A 16,320-nucleotide genomic window follows, 5' to 3' on the forward strand; every position below is an offset into this window, starting at 1 on the left:
TTATTGGGGTTAGCGGTCCAAGATGGGCGACGTCATAATGATGGTTATTACCAGTTATCCGACTGGAGACCATTTGACAGTCAGTGGGTTCTAGAACGTAAAGGCGATATAGCAACAAGCCTTGGATTTAGTGCATAAGCCAGCGAAAGCTGGCTTTCTTTTGGGCGTCATAAAATCGAAGCATGTCGATATGCTGATTTATTTGTTTACTCACACAGGTAGGCTGTACCGAGCATCGTCACAGAAGTGCTGAAATCTTGAGGTAGGGTAAAGATAACGGTGTCTGCGCCTAGCTCAATGGCATTCGACTTAAGCTCATTCATCGCACCTTGAATAAGGGTGTCATTGGGAAAGAACAAGTAGCTGTACCAATGACCTTCGCTGCCAGTGACTTCCCCTTTATATTCACACAGCTCGATGTTAATCAGACCGTGGTAATCCATTTGTACCTTGTCCGCTTTACTATGAGGCGTTGATGTGGGTGTGGTACATCCCAGTAACATGCCACTCATAGCCAAAGCGACTAATTCCTTTTTCATACGTTTACCCTGCTATTGCATCAAATAAATCGCGAAGCCTACCCAGCTTGCAATCAGTAGTAACCACGGCAGTTTAGTTGCGTGGTTTGATGGTGTTTCAACACTTGTTTCGATCGTGTCTTCTTGGTTTTGCTTAGCTTGTTGAGTCTGCTTTTCTTTCTGTACGCGCTTCTTCGCTTTATCGGCCTGGCGGCTGCGCTCTTTTTGCTGTTTCTTATACAGTGCGATGCCTTTCTCGATACCCTGAGCAATCAGTTTAGTTTGTTCTTTGGTTTGAGCTGGCTTTTGAGTCGCTTTGGCTATCTTCAGTGCTTCTTGTTGAGATTCAACAGACGGCGTATTAGTTTTCTTTTTCATACTGAGTTCGACAATTAAAACGGATTGGCTACTAAGATAACGCAAAGCTAGTTAAGTATGAATGATTTGCGTTAAAGTGTTGGTTTGAAAATAAGTGAAAGTGAGATTTGTGCGGTACTCCATAGAACAATACGACAAGCACGGCTTTTTGAAAGCCCCCATCTTGCTCTGGTTAGGTTGGCTGTTTCTAGCGAAAGCCTTGGTCGTTTTCATTGTTGCGGGCGCTAGCCGAGAATCGGGAACCGATATCCTTGAGATAATCTACCCTGACCATAAGATGTTTTATGTTGGAATTGCGTTGAGTGTTCCTAGCTTACTACTCATGTGGTTATTTGGGCTAAGATCGCCAGATAGAAAGCGTCTTAATAAAGTTGTGTCATGGGGACGCTGGGTGACCATGATAGCCATCTTGGCACAGGGCTCCCATACGATTTATTTAATCTATTTGGATAACGGATGGTTTCGTTGGTCAAATGGCATTACGCTATTGTTGCTACTGTGGTTAGCGCTTTATTTAACCAATAGCCATGCCGCTAGGGATTGCTTTAAAGTGGTTGAGCACGAAGACTGATTCTCATCAAAATATTTGTCCCATTCACAATTATACTTAGAAGCTAAAACTGGAAGGAATAATCTATGCTTAATGTTTCAAATGAGCAGCCTAACGTTCAAAGTGCTATTTTGCCTGAAGCTGGGCCTTTCGCTCTTTACGTTCAACTTAAAGTGAACGCTAATACTGCTAATGTACTAGCAGAAATTCAAAAGCTTCCGACTCTAATCGACGAGCTAAACCAAACTCAACCTGACGCGAATCTAACAACGTCGGTTGCGTTCTCAAAAGCTTTTTGGGATAAGTTCGAGCAAGCAGCTCCCTCTGATCTAATTGATTTCCCTGCGCTTGGTGAAGGTGATGTTACAGCACCGAGCACATTGTCTGATGTTTTGATTCACTGTCATTCAAACCGACATGATCTGCATTTCTTCATCCTACGTAAATTGCTATCTGAAGTAGCGGCAGACGTGAGAGTAGTGGATGAAACTTACGGTTACCGCTTCCTAGACTCACGTGACATGACTGATTTCGTTGATGGCACTGAAAACCCGAAAGATGCACAGCGCGCTGAAGTGGCGATTGTTCCTGAAGGTGAATTCGCGGGTGGTAGCTACGTGATGGTGCAACGTTTTGTGCATAACCTACCTGCTTGGAACCGATTAAACGTATCGGCACAAGAGAAAGTGGTTGGCCGTACTAAACCAGACTCTATCGAGCTAGATGATGTTCCAGCAGCGTCTCACGTTGGCCGTGTGGATATCAAAGAAGAAGGCAAGGGTCTTAAAATCGTTCGTCACAGCTTGCCTTACGGCACAGCAACAGGCGATCACGGTTTACTGTTCATAGCTTACTGTAACGTTCGTCATAACTTTGATGCGATGTTAGAGAGCATGTACGGCGTAACCGATGGCAAAACCGACCAACTGCTTCGCTTTACTAAAGCCGTTGCTGGCGCTTACTACTTTGCTCCTTCAACTGAGATGTTGAGCGCATTAAAGATTAAGTAAGTCGTCTCAAAAAGAATAAACAAAGGGAGCCTCAGGGCTCCTTTTTTATTAAAGCTTGATCGGAATTGGTCGATATAAGAGCAATCGTGAGTTTTATTCATCTTTTTGTAAGTGAAGGTCTATGGCTATAACTGTTAATACAAATGTCTCAGCGCTGGTGGCTCAGAGAAACCTCTCTAATGCCAACAACATGCTGAACCAATCTTTGGAGCGCTTGGCTTCAGGGAGTCGTATTAACAGCGCTAAAGACGACGCTGCAGGCCTACAAATCTCGAATCGACTCGAAGCGCAGATGAGCGGTATTGATGTCGCAGTTCGAAATGCGAATGATGGCATCTCCATTATGCAGACCGCAGAAGGCGCGATGAATGAAACCACCAATATCATGCAACGCATGCGCGACTTGTCACTGCAAGCTAGCAACGGTTCAAATAGCCAGTCGGAAAGAACGGCGATTCAAGAAGAGATCACCGCTTTAAACGATGAGCTAAATCGTATCGCAGAGACCACTTCTTTTGGTGGTAAAAAGCTCCTTAACGGTAGCTTTGGTAGTACGTCATTTCAGATTGGTGGCAGTTCTGGTGAAGCGGTGCAAATCGGGCTGAAAAGCATGCGTACCGATAACATCAACATGGGCGGTTTTAGTTATGTCGCAAATGGCATGGCCAATGACTCGTGGGAAGTGAAATCCAATCAAAATGATATGACGATGTCGTTTACCGATCGTTTTGGTCAGCCTCAAGAGATCACCATTAATGCGAAAGCGGGCGATGATATCGAAGAATTGGCGACCTACATCAATGGTCAAACGGATCTTGTCTCGGCTTCCGTCAATGACGACGGTCAGCTTCAGATTTATATGTCTGGTGAAGATACCGCAGGCACGATTTCTTTTTCCGGTTCGCTGGCAAGTGAGCTTTCGATGTCCGCGGGTTATTACGAATCTGTCGATGACATTAATGTGACCGATGTGGGTGGTGCGCAACGTGCTGTTTCTATTTTAGATACAGCTATGAAGTACGTGGATAGTCATCGTTCTGAATTAGGCGCAATGCAAAACCGCTTTGATCATGCGATTAATAATCTCGAAAATGTTCATGAGAACTTGGCGACATCAAACAGCAGAATCAAAGATACCGATTACGCCAAAGAAACCACTCAAATGCTTAAGCAACAAATTTTGCAGCAGGTGAGCACCACAATACTGGCTCAAGCAAAGCAGGCGCCGAACCTTGCCTTAACCTTACTAGGCTAATAAGTTGCCTCAAATCTTATAAATTTCTTTTAGCTTAATTAGCCCGTTTGGGTTAATTAAAATACAAATTATCGCTCGACCGACTTCTCGGCAACTTTAGTGTTTTTCTTATCTTTTTTTGATAACTTTACTGCCAGTCACGCTTTCTTCTCCTTTATCGCTATTTCTTTAATTTTGTTGTTTTTTTCCTAAAGGTTTCGCCAATCACGCCGTTATTAAAAGTAACTTTGAGAGAACTACTTTGGTTTTCCGAGACGTCGGAAACCGCTATACCGGAAAATCAATTGGAGAAATCACCATGGCAGTGAATGTAAATACAAACGTTTCAGCGATGACAGCGCAACGTTACCTAAACAACGCAAACAGCGCACAACAAACATCAATGGAGCGTCTAGCTTCAGGTTCTAAAATCAACAGCGCAAAAGATGACGCTGCAGGCCTACAAATCTCGAACCGNTTACCTAAACAACGCAAACAGCGCACAACAAACATCAATGGAGCGTCTAGCTTCAGGTTCTAAAATCAACAGCGCAAAAGATGACGCTGCAGGCCTACAAATCTCGAACCGTTTGAACGTTCAGAGTCGTGGTCTTGATGTTGCTGTACGTAACGCGAACGACGGTATCTCGATTGCACAAACGGCTGAAGGTGCAATGAACGAGACAACAAACATCCTGCAACGTATGCGTGACTTGTCTCTACAATCATCAAACGGCTCAAACTCAAAATCTGAGCGTGTAGCGATTCAAGAAGAAGTAACAGCACTGAACGACGAACTGAACCGTATCGCGGAAACGACGTCTTTTGGTGGCAACAAGCTACTTAACGGTACTCACGGTACTAAGTCATTCCAAATCGGTGCGGATAACGGTGAAGCGGTAATGCTTCAACTGAAAGACATGCGTTCTGATAACGCTCAGATGGGTGGTAAGAGCTACCAAACTGAGAACGCGAAAGATAAAGATTGGAATGTTCAAGCGGGCTCTAACGACCTGAAATTATCGTTCACTGATAACTTTGGTCAAGCACAAGAAATCGACATCAACGCAAAAGCGGGTGACGACATCGAAGAGCTAGCAACGTACATCAACGGTCAACAAGATTCTGTTAAAGCGTCTGTAACTGAAGACGGCAAGCTACAAATGTTCACAGGCAATAACAAAGTGAGCGGCGATGTGTCTTTCTCTGGCGGTCTTGCGGGTGAGCTAGGCATTCAAGCGGGCAAAGAAGTTACGGTTGATACTATCGACGTAACGTCTGTTGGTGGCGCACAAGAGTCTGTAGCAGTCATCGATGCGGCACTTAAGTATGTAGACAGCCACCGTGCTGAATTGGGTGCTTTCCAAAACCGTTTCGACCACGCTATCAGCAACTTAGACAACATTAACGAAAACGTTAATGCATCTAAGAGCCGTATTAAAGACACCGATTTCGCGAAAGAAACGACTCAGATGACTAAGTCTCAGATCCTTTCTCAAGCTTCAAGCTCGATTCTTGCTCAAGCGAAGCAAGCTCCGAACTCGGCACTTAGCCTACTAGGTTAATCGATTGAAAGGCCACGTTGACTATAAGCGTTGTTGAAACAAAGCGTCAACGTTAGGCTTCCACAAATTAGCTCGTGGTGAGAGATGAGCGCTAAACAGACCCAGCTTCGGCTGGGTTTTTTATTGCCTACTATTTGGCAAAGTTAAGAATTTAGGACAGTGGTAAAGGCAAAAAACGAGATTCCCTATCACGTTCGTGCTTCACTGTAGGGAATGACGGGAATAGGGCGATGATGATCTTATTGCTTTGTAGAATGAGTTCGGTTGGTTTGAGTAAGTAACACCTCAATTAGAATAAAGGCTTTTATCGTCATTTCAGAATCGAGTAGAACGAGGTATCAGGAATCTCGCTTTTAAAGAGAGGTTGGTATTCCAGGTTTACTTTTCGCATTCGTGAAGTTTTTATAATTAGTTGAACACTACCCGTCATTCTAGAATCGAGTAGAACGAGATATCAGAGATCTGTTGTTTGTTAAAAATCACAAGTGTAATTTTATACATAGGTGAAATTTATTGAATATCGCTTAACAACGTTTAGTCAAAAACCTAGTTGGATAGTAGGGCGAAAACGGTCAGTGTGATTCTTTGAGGGAGCTTGGAGAAGAGTTTCGGCGTGATAGTCAGTAATGCTATCTGAGGTATTGAACAAATATAGCAGGCACAAAAAACGCCACCCTTAGGTAGCGTTTTAATTAAAGCAGATAAGTAATCGAGATTACTTAGTTACTTTAAGAACTGGAGTTTCGCCAACAGTTACAGAACCAGAAAGCTTGTTCAGCTCTTTGATTTCGTCCATGTTAGAGATAACAACTGGAGTAAGCGTAGATTTCGCTTTCTCTTCTAGAAGCGCTAGGTCGAAAGTGATGATAGTGTCACCAGCTTTAACAGATTGACCTTCTTCAGCTACACGAGTGAAGCCTTCGCCTTTAAGTTCAACAGTATCGATACCGAAGTGAACGAAAAGCTCAACACCGTCGTCAGACTCGATAGAGAATGCGTGGTTAGTTTCGAAGATCTTACCGATAGTACCGTTTACTGGAGCTACCATTTTGTCGCCAGCTGGTTTGATCGCGATGCCGTCACCAACGATTTTTTCAGCGAAAACTACATCTGGCACATCTTCGATGTTTACGATTTCACCAGAAAGAGGTGCGATGATCTCGATTGCACCAGCATCAGCGCTGTCATCAGATACAAGCTTTTTCAGTTTGTCAAACAGACCCATTGTGTCATGCTCCTAACGTTTAGTTTTATTCTGTAGAATATACTATACCAATCTAACAAATTAGACGACTATTTTTAGCCGTCTAACGTTATTATGCGATTGGCGATTACTGAGTTTTCTCAGCGATGAACTTTTCTACGCAAGCTTCAATTTCGGCAGCTGTTGGTAGAGATAGTGCTTCGTCAGCCATAGCTTTAACTTCAGCGAAGTTAGAGTTACGGATTACTTTCTTAACTTTAGGGATAGAGATACCGCTCATAGAGAACTCATCTAGACCCATACCAAGAAGAAGTAGCGTTGCACGCTCATCACCAGCAAGCTCACCACACATACCAGTCCACTTACCTTCAGCGTGTGATGCGTCGATCACTTGCTTGATTACTGTAAGAACAGCAGGAGATAGTGGGTTGTATAGGTGAGAAATCATTTCGTTACCACGGTCTACCGCAAGAGTGTATTGCGTTAGGTCGTTAGTACCGATAGAGAAGAAAGATACTTCTTTCGCTAGGTGGTGTGCGATTGCAGCAGCTGCTGGAGTCTCAACCATTACGCCGATTTCGATTTCTTCATCGAAAGCTAGGCCTTCAGCGCGAAGTTCAACTTTGTACTCTTCGATTGCTTTTTTCAGTTCACGGATCTCTTCAACAGAAATGATCATTGGGAACATGATACGTAGTTTACCGTGTGCAGATGCACGTAGGATGCCACGTAGTTGGTCACGTAGGATTTCACGACGATCCAAGCTGATACGTACTGCACGCCAGCCTAGGAACGGGTTCATCTCTTGTGGAAGATCCATGTATGGTAGATCTTTGTCGCCACCGATATCCATAGTACGGATAATCACTGACTCGCCTTCCATTGCTTCTGCTACTTCTTTGTAAGCAACGTATTGCTCTTCTTCAGTAGGAAGCGCGTCACGGTCCATAAATAGGAATTCAGTACGGTACAGACCAACGCCTTCACCGCCGTTACGCAGGATACCGTCACAGTCTTTTACTGTACCGATGTTGCCGCAAACTTCTACACGGTGACCGTCTAGAGTTTCAGCATGCAAATCTTTTAGTTTTGCTAGTTCAGCCGCTTCTGCTTCGAAATCTGCTTTGATTTTCTTAGCTTCTGCTAATTCAGCTTCAGAAGGGTTGATGATGATCTTGTTGTTCATCGCGTCTAGCACAAGCATGTCGCCGTTCTTAACTTGCTTAGTGATATCGTTAGTACCAACGATAGCTGGAAGCTCAAGAGAACGTGCCATGATTGAAGTATGAGATGTACGACCGCCGATGTCACAAGCGAAACCAAGAACGTAGTCTAGGTTGATTTGTGCAGTTTCAGATGGCGTTAGGTCGTAAGCAACTAGGATAACTTCTTCATTGATGTCTGCTAGAGAAACAATGTTGATGCCTAGTGCATTTTTAACGAAACGAGTACCGATATCACGGATATCAGTTGCACGTTCTTTTAGGTACTCATCATCAAGAGACTCTAGTGCAACAGCTTGCTCTTCGATCACAGTGTGGATCGCGTTGTCTGCGTGCATCTTGTCTTTCTTGATGAGTGCTAAAATCTCTTCTTCTAGCTCTTCATCTTCAAGCAGCATGATGTGGCCTTCAAAGATTGCTTCTTTTTCTTCGCCAAAAGTTTCAAGTGCTTTTTGCTTAACAACTTCAAGTTGTTGAGAAGATTTGTTACGAGCGTCAAAGAAACGCTGTACTTCTGCTTCAACTTGGTCGTCAGAGATAGATTGAGTGTTTAGGACAATTTCATCTTCTTGAAGTAGTAGTGCTTTACCGAAAGCAATACCAGGAGATGCTAGGATGCCTGAAATCATAGCCTTACCTTAGTTGTTCAACTGTAAACGGGAGAGTGTGTGACTTTAAGTCGTCGACTAATGTCGCGCTTATTCCTATCTATTTCGAACAAAGCCACTTTGCTATGCAAAATGGCTTTGAAAGAAGGAGACCGTATTAGTGTAGTTGATCCATAAGAGCAACTAGGTGGTCTACTGCTTGCTGAGCTTGAGGACCTTCAGCTGAAATAGTAACGTTAGTACCTTTTACTAGGCCTAAAGTTTGTAGTTTGAACAGGCTTTTCGCGCTAGCGCTTTTGCCGTTAGAAGTCACTGTGATGTCAGCGTCGAAAGATTTTGCTTCTTTAACGAACTGTGCAGCTGGACGAGTGTGAAGACCGTTTTCTGCTGTGATTTCTACTTGCTTCTCGTACATTTTATATACCCCAATTAATTTATTTTTTGTAAGTTTGTAACCAGATTAGCTTAACTGCTTTAGCCCAAATGCGCTAGAGGCTAGTACGCCATGTTCGTGTTAGAACTTAGACTGGTTATAAATTTTTATCCAGCCATGGTCGTCTTTTGTTGAGTACTCATGACTTTCAGAATTTGTTTATTGCTTCTTTTATTTTGAAGCGAAAAATAAAACAGACCCGATATTACCAAAGGTGGGGCAGGGATCAACAAAAAAGCCCCTAAACGGGGCTTTTTTGGACGAAAAATTGATTTGACCACATATTATTGTTGGTTCTCTTTTTCCGTAAAGATGCCAGCAAATAGGGCTGTACTTAGGTAACGTTCACCAGAACTTGGTAGTACCGTTACGATAGTTTTTCCTGAAAATTCAGGGAGTTCTGCGATTCTGTTTGCCGCTACTACAGCTGCGCCAGATGAGATACCAGCAAGGATACCTTCTTCTTTCATTAGGCGTTGAGCCATCTCAATCGCTTCTTCAGAAGTTACCGATTCTACGCGGTCAATAATCTCTAAATCTAGGTTTCCAGGGATGAAACCTGCACCGATACCTTGAATTTTGTGCGGAGCTGGCTTGATTTCTTCACCTGCAAGCGCTTGTGCAATAACTGGAGACTCAGCCGGCTCAACCGCTACTGAAGTGATCGCTTTGCCTTTTTCACCTTTAATGTAACGACTTGTACCAGTGATAGTACCGCCCGTACCAACACCCGCTACAAACACGTCGATTTCGCCGTCTGTTGCTTCCCAAATTTCAGGACCAGTTGTCTGCTCGTGAATCTGTGGGTTAGCAGGGTTGTTGAACTGTTGAAGTAGTAGGTACTTGTCTGGGTCTGAAGCAACAATCTCTTCTGCTTTAGCAATCGCGCCGTTCATGCCTTTTGGTGCTTCAGTTAGAACTAGGTTTGCGCCAAGTGCTTTAAGTAGCTTACGACGTTCTAGGCTCATTGACTCAGGCATCGTTAGCGTTAGCTTGTAACCGCGCGCCGCAGCTACGAATGCAAGAGCAACACCAGTGTTACCACTAGTAGGTTCAACAAGCTCGATACCTGGCTTTAGCGTACCTGCTTTTTCTGCTTCCCAGATCATGTTTGAACCGATACGACACTTAACACTGAAGCTTGGGTTACGAGCTTCGATCTTAGCTAGGACGTTACCTTTGCTTACTTTGTTAAGGCGGACTAGAGGTGTGTTACCAATCGTTAGGGTGTTGTCTTCGTAGATCTTGCTCATGCGATATTCCTTCATTTAATGACAGAACTAAACGTAGTATGTCAATCACTTTACCGTCTAGTGTCTTTCGATGTTTGTTCAGCTTGAATTTAGATTAAACAAGTTGAAAAAAAGGTAAAAGGATTAAAAAGTTATATCATATAGATATGTAGCAGAATTGACGCCTATCTTTATTGAAATCAGAACTTCAAAAAGATAGGCAAACTAGGAAGTATAGGCAGGGTTAGAGACGAGAACTATAGCCGAGAACGCAGAGCTTGGTCTTTAAACTCAGCAACCCACATTGCCGTTGCGCCACAAACGGCAACGGGCATCACAATCAGGTTTAAGATTGGAATAGTAGTGAAAACAGAAACAAGCGCACCGAAGCTGTAGCTCTTACCTTGTTTTTGTTTCAAATTGTTTCTCATGTCATCGAACTTGATTTTATGATTATCGAATGGGTAATCGGCGTATTGAATCGCTAACATCCATGCTGTGAAGATGAACCATAAAAACGGTGCAACGGTTTGTCCTAGTGCTGGAATTAACAAAAGTAGGAATAAACCGATCGCTTTTGGCAGAACGTAGACAAGTTTGCGCCATTCTCTCGCTAATATACGCGGGGTATCTTTGAGAACATCAAGTAAACCATCGTCATTGACTTTTTTACCGCTCAGCAACTCTTCCACTTTTTCTGCGAGTAAACCGTTGAACGGTGCGGCAATGAAGTTAGCGAGCGTACTAAAGAAATACGAGAACGTGGCCAAGACGGTTAAGACAAGTAACGGCCATAAAATGTATGACAACCACGACAAGAAACTTGGTAATGCACCAATCCAACCTTCAATCCAAGTGTTTAGATTGGAGAAGATATAAAACAAGGCGCCGCCAACAAGCAAAACGTTAGCGATCAGAGGAAGTAGTACAAACTTACGAATGCTCGGTGATAAAGCGATTTTTATTCCGAAAATAAAATAGCCAAAGCCTGAGCGTGGAACAGATTCAATAGTCATATTTAAATTAGGTCACATGTGAATTTGATTAAATAGCAAACATGTCTAGTGTACTCGACCGAAATTAAGAAAAAAAGCGTGGCGAAAATCACACCATGTAAGGAACTAATTGTATTAATTTGTTCTAAAACAGTGGCTACTTTTGATAGAGTAGTGAGATTGGCCAAATTAACCCAACTTAGTGACAGCGTCTTTATCGCTAGTTGACTAAGAAAGCTGAGAGCGAAAAATGCAGGAATTGCGATTTGTACTCATTATTGTTGGCGCACTAGCTATCGCCGCATTATTGTTCCACGGTCTGTGGACGAGTAAAAAAGAAGGGAAAGCAAAGTTTGGTGATAAGCCGCTTGGTAAGCTTGATAACGATAGCTTAGATGAAGCAGAAACTATCCCAAATCGTTCATTCGCCCCAGAAGATGATTTTGAGATAATCCGAAAAGAACGCAAAGAACCGGATTTTGCTGTTTCGCCATCTGCGGCTGATCCTCTGATCGATTCAGATCCACTTACAGCGGCACAAGTGAAAGAAGCTCGCGAAGACGATATCGAATTGAATGATCTTCCTTCTTTCAGTGTTGCAGACCCAATCAAGGTTGAAAATGAACCGGAAGAGCTTGAGCAAGAGAAGGTTGTAGAGCCTGAAGTTCCAAGCTTTGAGTTGACCGACGAGCAAAAAGAAAACCATGCCGGCTTTAAAGAGCAGTACGGTTCGTTTGAAGAACCTTCTGAGACAGTTGATGAACCAGTCGTTCCAAACGAAACGCTTACTCAACGAGAGCCAGTTGTTGCGAAAGAAGTCGTGGCTCCACAAAGCGCACCTGTTGAAGAAGCAAAACCAGATGAAGGACTTGGCTTAGAAGTGATCGTTCTTAATGTTCACTGTGCTGGAGAGATCCCATTCGTGGGCACTGAGCTGTTCCGCAGCATGGAAAACAACGGTTTAACTTATGGTGAGATGTCTATCTACCACTGCTTTGCACAGTCGAGTGACGAACCAAAAGTTATTTTCAGCGTAGCGAACATGATGCAGCCAGGCACTTTAGAACATGACGACCCTGCTGACTTCACGACGAAAGGTATTTCGTTCTTTATGACGTTGCCTTGTTACGGTCAAGCTGATCAAAACTTCAATGTAATGTTGAGTGCGGCGCAGAAAATTGCTGATGATATGGGCGGAAACGTACTGGATGAGTCACGTAACTTAATGACACCAAACCGTTTATCTGACTATCGTAAGCAAATCAGAGACTTTATGACGGCATCGAACGCATAGCCGTATTGTTTAGCCTTGTAAATAATCTATATTTATAGAAAAGGGCTCCTAAGGGAGCCCTTTTTGATATTTCAATCACGACAGAGAATGATATGAAAGAATCGATTCAAGTTACCTTAGAGCAGTTAAGAGAAACTCTGCATTATCACGCCGTTCGTTATTACGTAGAAGATAGCCCTGAGATCCCTGATGTCGAGTACGATCGATTAATGCAGCAATTGCTACAGATCGAAGAAGAGAATCCAGAGCTTGTGACCGCGGATTCACCAAGCCAGCGTGTCGGCGGTCAGCCTTTAGATGGCTTCACGCAAGTGACTCACGAAATCCCAATGCTTTCTCTAGACAATGCATTCTCTGACGAAGACTTGGATGCGTTTAATAAGCGTATGTCGGATAGAGCACCCACCGCGAACCTTAAAACTTTCTGTTGTGAGCCTAAGCTTGATGGCCTTGCTGTGAGCTTGCTCTATGTGAATGGCACCTTAGTTCAAGCTGCGACTCGTGGTGATGGTGCGACTGGCGAAAACATCACAGAAAACGTACGCACGATCAGTTCGATTCCACTTAAGTTACAAGGCGAAGGCTGGCCTGAGCGTATCGAAGTTCGTGGTGAAGTGTTTATGCCAAAAGCAGGCTTCGATAAATTAAATGAGATTGCGTTGAAGAAAGGCGAAAAAGTCTTTGTTAACCCACGTAATGCAGCAGCAGGTAGTTTACGTCAGTTAGATTCTCGTATTACAGCGAAACGCCCGCTGGCTTTCTATGCCTACAGTGTTGGTGTTGTAGAGGGCGCTGAGCTTTCTAATAGCCACTATCAACGCTTCTTACAGCTGAAAGGCTGGGGTTTACCTATGTGTCCTGAGACTAAGCAGCTTAGCTCACTTGAGGACGTAAAGGCGTACTATCAAGATATCATGACTCGTCGCGATGCTCTGGCTTATGAGATCGATGGTGTGGTTATTAAAGTCGACGACATCGCGGCTCAAGAAGTGCTTGGCTTTGTTGCTAGAGCGCCTCGCTGGGCGATTGCTTACAAATTCCCAGCGCAAGAAGAGATCACTTTGCTTAACGATGTTGAGTTCCAGGTTGGCCGTACAGGCGCTATTACGCCTGTTGCTAAATTGGAACCTATCTTTGTTGGTGGTGTGACGGTGAGTAATGCGACGCTGCACAATGCTGACGAGATTGCTCGCCTAGGTGTGAAGGTAGGTGATAGCGTTATTATTCGTCGAGCTGGAGATGTAATTCCACAGATCGTCGCGGTTGTACAAGATCGTCGCCCTGAGACTGCGAAAGACATTGTTTTCCCTGATGCTTGCCCTGTGTGTAGTTCTGCCGTTGAGCGTGTCGAAGGTGAAGCGGTAGCGCGTTGTACTGGCGGTTTAGTGTGTCAGGCGCAGCGTAAAGAAGCACTTAAACACTTTGTTTCTAGAAAGGCGCTAGACGTTGATGGACTGGGCGTGAAAGTAATTGAGCAGCTTGTTGATCGCGAAATGGTCGAAACGCCAGCTGACTTGTTTAAGCTTAGTGCTGGCGTGATTACTGTTCTTGACCGAATGGGGCCTAAATCAGCACAAAACGTGGTGAGTGCGCTGAATAAAGCCAAAGACACGACATTAGCGCGTTTCCTCTATTCACTCGGTATTCGTGAAGTCGGAGAAGCGACAGCGATGAACTTAGCGCAACACTTTAAGACGTTGGAACTGGTTCAAGCAGCGACTCATGAACAATTAGTTGAAGTGTCAGATATTGGTGACATCGTTGCTAGCCATATCACCAGTTTCTTCTCACAAGAGAAAAACAGAGCGGTCGTCGATCAGCTGATAGAGCTAGGTGTGAATTGGCCAATCATCGAAGAAGCTGCCGATGACCAAGTGCTACCATTAGAAGGTAAAGTCGTTGTGTTAACAGGTTCGTTGTCGCAATTAGGTCGAAGTGAAGCGAAAGCGGCGTTACAAGCATTAGGTGCGAAAGTGACGGGTAGCGTATCGAAGAAAACAGATATCTTATTTGCTGGTGAAGCTGCGGGTTCTAAACTAACTAAAGCACAAGATTTAGGAATCGAAATAAGAACCGAAGAAGATCTAATTGCCCTTATATCGTAAGTAAATTCAGATAAAAAAAGCTCAAAGGCACTCCTTTCAAGGGAGTGCCTTTTTTGTGTTTGTTACAAATTAGCGAGCTTTTTGTTTGTTGAGAATTTTGTTCCTATACGAAGTCTCAAATCAGGACAGTGATGGTGCTCAACATTAATGAAATGCTGTTCTAGTTGTACTTAAAATGCGAGTCATATCTATTTTTGTAAAAGGTGTTTTTGTTTAACTTGTTGTTTTTATTGGTAATTTCTGTTTTGGGTTGTGAGCTTTCCATTTTATCGATCTGGATCACTAAGTACCTACTAAATTTGCACCAACTCATATTTTTTTAGATGAAAATTAAGTTATCATTGATCTTTTTGAGGGCGAAGTTAGTCTTAATGCCATGGATGCACGATGTGTATACCCAGAAAGGAAATAGAGAATTCAGCGTTAAGGGTTCTCAAACAAGAAAAGGTATTTCTCTCTACGGCGGCCAACTTTAGGCGGGAAATATTCAAACAGCTATATCCATTTTTAGGAGTTTTATTCCATGGAAAACAAATTTTTTAAAGTATCTGCGATCACTGCAGCAATGGTAGGTGCACTTTCTGCTGCTCCAGCTATGGCCAATGATCCAATTGGTCCTGAATATGCAAGCCAGGCGTCTGAGTTCTTCTCTGAATCTACTATTAGCGGTAACCTAAACTTTTTCATGCGTGCTCGTGACCGTGGTAATGTAGACGCAAATGGTAACGATACTGCTAAGACAACAAACCTAGACCACGGCTCTATCTTTGCTAACTTAGGTTTCCATTCAGGTTATGTCGCGGATGTTGTTGGTTTCGACGCTGTAGTATACAGCACATTTGATATGTGGGCTGGTGAAGAAACTGGTGGTTCATTTGAACACGAGATGAACTTCTTTGATTGTGATTCTGCATACGGTGCAAGTACTGGTTGTGATTCTTACCAAACGGACAATGGTGTTTCATTCGCAAAAGCAGCACTAAAGTTTAAATTTGGTGAAAACATTAATGCACAACTTGGTTACTTCCAACCATCTGTACCAAGTTCTTTGGGTGTTAACTGGTCATTCGCTCCTGGTACTTACCGTGGTGGTGAAATCGGCGGTAATTTTGGTGATTTAGCTGTTGGTTTCGTTTATGCAGATCAGTACAAAGCTCCTTGGTTTAAAGAAACATATGAATTCCGTGATGGATCTTTCTGGGGTAGCCCTGGTAAAGATGTTGGCGATGTATACTCGGTAGGTGCCCGTTATACCCTAAGCAATGGCATTGGCCTTGATTTCGGTTACGGTGGTTTGACTGACGGTGACCGTAAAAATTTCCATGCTAAAGTTAAAGGTACGACAGACGGCGGTCTATTCTGGTCTCCACAACTATACGTAGTTGATGACGACAACCAATTTGATAGCACAGCTTTCCAAGCGGCTTTATTGACAGCTAAATCTTTTGGCCAATACAGCTTCCGTGCTGAAGCGACATATACATCTGCAGACTCTGAAGATACACGTGGTAACGTAGGTAACATGTCTTACCGTCTAACCGAGCAGTACGGTGGTTCGAACGGCGCTTACGATATCTGGTGGAACAACCGTTCTGACTTTAACCACGATGGCGAATACGCGTTCTTCTTATCTTCAACTCGTGATTTCTCTGATGTTGGTGGTACAGGCTTCAGCGCTGGTGTAAGTGGTGCTTACGGTGCGGGTGCGAAAGCAGACGGCTACGATGAACTAGTAGAATATGCATACAGCTTCTTCGCAAACTACGCGATTCAAGCGGGTGCACTGAAAGATGCTAATATCAGCTTCTACTACACTAACTTCTTTAATGATTCAGACGCGCCAAACTGGACTGGTTACTCTAACGCATTCCAAGACGAGACTGATTTCAAACTAGCACTAACAATTCCTTTCGGAGTTAAGTAAGTTAGATAAGAAATAGACAAAGCTGGGCATTTGCCCGGCTTTTTTGC

16 protein-coding genes and 1 pseudogene are annotated in these 16,320 nt (G+C 43.6%); 10 read left to right on the top strand and 7 right to left on the bottom strand.

Going from position 1 to position 16,320, the window contains the following annotated elements; translation table 11 throughout:
• Positions 1 to 3: 3 nt before the first annotated feature.
• Positions 4 to 138, top strand: a pseudogene (locus tag L1D22_RS03790) (helix-turn-helix domain-containing protein); the annotation flags it as partial.
• Positions 139 to 206: 68 nt separating this feature from the next.
• Here L1D22_RS03790 and L1D22_RS03795 read toward each other — a convergent pair.
• Both L1D22_RS03795 and L1D22_RS03800 read right to left on the bottom strand, forming a co-directional pair.
• Complete coding sequence (locus tag L1D22_RS03795; protein ID WP_239828757.1) at positions 207 to 539, bottom strand: DUF4156 domain-containing protein; 333 nt, start codon at positions 537 to 539, stop codon at positions 207 to 209.
• 12 nt (positions 540 to 551) lie between these two features.
• Positions 552 to 896: a DUF2956 domain-containing protein gene (locus tag L1D22_RS03800; protein ID WP_239828758.1), complete on the bottom strand. Its 345-nt coding sequence runs from the start codon at positions 894 to 896 to the stop codon at positions 552 to 554.
• Positions 897 to 1,005: 109 nt separating this feature from the next.
• Here L1D22_RS03800 and L1D22_RS03805 point away from each other — a divergent pair, with 109 nt between their 5' ends.
• From L1D22_RS03805 to L1D22_RS03825, 5 genes are all read left to right on the top strand, one after another.
• A complete protein-coding gene (locus tag L1D22_RS03805; protein WP_132940755.1) occupies positions 1,006 to 1,467 on the top strand; it encodes a DUF2919 domain-containing protein in 462 nt (153 codons plus the stop codon).
• 65 nt (positions 1,468 to 1,532) lie between these two features.
• Positions 1,533 to 2,456, top strand: a complete 924-nt coding sequence (locus tag L1D22_RS03810; protein WP_239828759.1) for a Dyp-type peroxidase — start codon at positions 1,533 to 1,535, stop codon at positions 2,454 to 2,456.
• A gap of 121 nt (positions 2,457 to 2,577) precedes the next feature.
• Positions 2,578 to 3,711, top strand: a complete 1,134-nt coding sequence (locus L1D22_RS03815; protein ID WP_239828760.1) for a flagellin — start codon at positions 2,578 to 2,580, stop codon at positions 3,709 to 3,711.
• Between the two features lie 298 nt (positions 3,712 to 4,009).
• Positions 4,010 to 4,231 carry a hypothetical protein gene (locus L1D22_RS03820; RefSeq protein ID WP_275664977.1) on the top strand — a complete coding sequence of 74 codons (222 nt, stop codon included), beginning with the start codon at positions 4,010 to 4,012 and terminating at the stop codon, positions 4,229 to 4,231.
• A complete protein-coding gene (locus tag L1D22_RS03825) occupies positions 4,137 to 5,255 on the top strand; it encodes a flagellin (RefSeq protein ID WP_239828761.1) in 1,119 nt (372 codons plus the stop codon). Before L1D22_RS03820 ends, L1D22_RS03825 begins: the two co-directional genes overlap by 95 nt.
• Positions 5,256 to 5,970: 715 nt before the next feature.
• On the opposite strand, the gene crr is transcribed toward L1D22_RS03825, so the two are convergent.
• The 5 genes from crr to cysZ all read right to left on the bottom strand — a co-directional run bounded on the left by crr (position 5,971) and on the right by cysZ (position 10,971).
• Entirely contained in the window at positions 5,971 to 6,480 is a 510-nt protein-coding gene (gene crr / locus L1D22_RS03830) for a PTS glucose transporter subunit IIA (protein ID WP_004737851.1), read from the bottom strand.
• Positions 6,481 to 6,586: 106 nt separating this feature from the next.
• Positions 6,587 to 8,311: a phosphoenolpyruvate-protein phosphotransferase PtsI gene (gene ptsI / locus L1D22_RS03835; protein ID WP_048660880.1), complete on the bottom strand. Its 1,725-nt coding sequence runs from the start codon at positions 8,309 to 8,311 to the stop codon at positions 6,587 to 6,589.
• Positions 8,312 to 8,447: 136 nt separating this feature from the next.
• On the bottom strand, positions 8,448 to 8,705 hold the full coding sequence (locus tag L1D22_RS03840) for an HPr family phosphocarrier protein (protein ID WP_004734263.1): 258 nt from the start codon (positions 8,703 to 8,705) through the stop codon (positions 8,448 to 8,450).
• Positions 8,706 to 9,007: 302 nt separating this feature from the next.
• On the bottom strand, positions 9,008 to 9,976 hold the full coding sequence (gene cysK / locus L1D22_RS03845) for a cysteine synthase A (protein ID WP_019821221.1): 969 nt from the start codon (positions 9,974 to 9,976) through the stop codon (positions 9,008 to 9,010).
• Between the two features lie 236 nt (positions 9,977 to 10,212).
• Positions 10,213 to 10,971, bottom strand: a complete 759-nt coding sequence (cysZ, locus tag L1D22_RS03850; RefSeq protein WP_132743161.1) for a sulfate transporter CysZ — start codon at positions 10,969 to 10,971, stop codon at positions 10,213 to 10,215.
• A gap of 229 nt (positions 10,972 to 11,200) precedes the next feature.
• On the opposite strand from cysZ, the gene zipA reads away from it, so the two are divergent.
• From zipA to L1D22_RS03870, 4 genes are all read left to right on the top strand, one after another.
• A complete protein-coding gene (gene zipA, locus L1D22_RS03855) occupies positions 11,201 to 12,244 on the top strand; it encodes a cell division protein ZipA (protein WP_239828762.1) in 1,044 nt (347 codons plus the stop codon).
• Between the two features lie 92 nt (positions 12,245 to 12,336).
• On the top strand, positions 12,337 to 14,349 hold the full coding sequence (gene ligA, locus L1D22_RS03860; protein WP_239828763.1) for an NAD-dependent DNA ligase LigA: 2,013 nt from the start codon (positions 12,337 to 12,339) through the stop codon (positions 14,347 to 14,349).
• A gap of 387 nt (positions 14,350 to 14,736) precedes the next feature.
• Positions 14,737 to 14,892 carry a DNA ligase gene (locus L1D22_RS03865; RefSeq protein ID WP_239828764.1) on the top strand — a complete coding sequence of 52 codons (156 nt, stop codon included), beginning with the start codon at positions 14,737 to 14,739 and terminating at the stop codon, positions 14,890 to 14,892.
• On the top strand, positions 14,873 to 16,273 hold the full coding sequence (locus L1D22_RS03870) for an OprD family porin (protein ID WP_239828765.1): 1,401 nt from the start codon (positions 14,873 to 14,875) through the stop codon (positions 16,271 to 16,273). Before L1D22_RS03865 ends, L1D22_RS03870 begins: the two co-directional genes overlap by 20 nt.
• The last annotated feature ends 47 nt before the right edge of the window (positions 16,274 to 16,320 follow it).

This window comes from Vibrio sp. Isolate34, from assembly GCF_022397915.1.
In the GTDB taxonomy this organism is placed as follows: domain Bacteria; phylum Pseudomonadota; class Gammaproteobacteria; order Enterobacterales; family Vibrionaceae; genus Vibrio.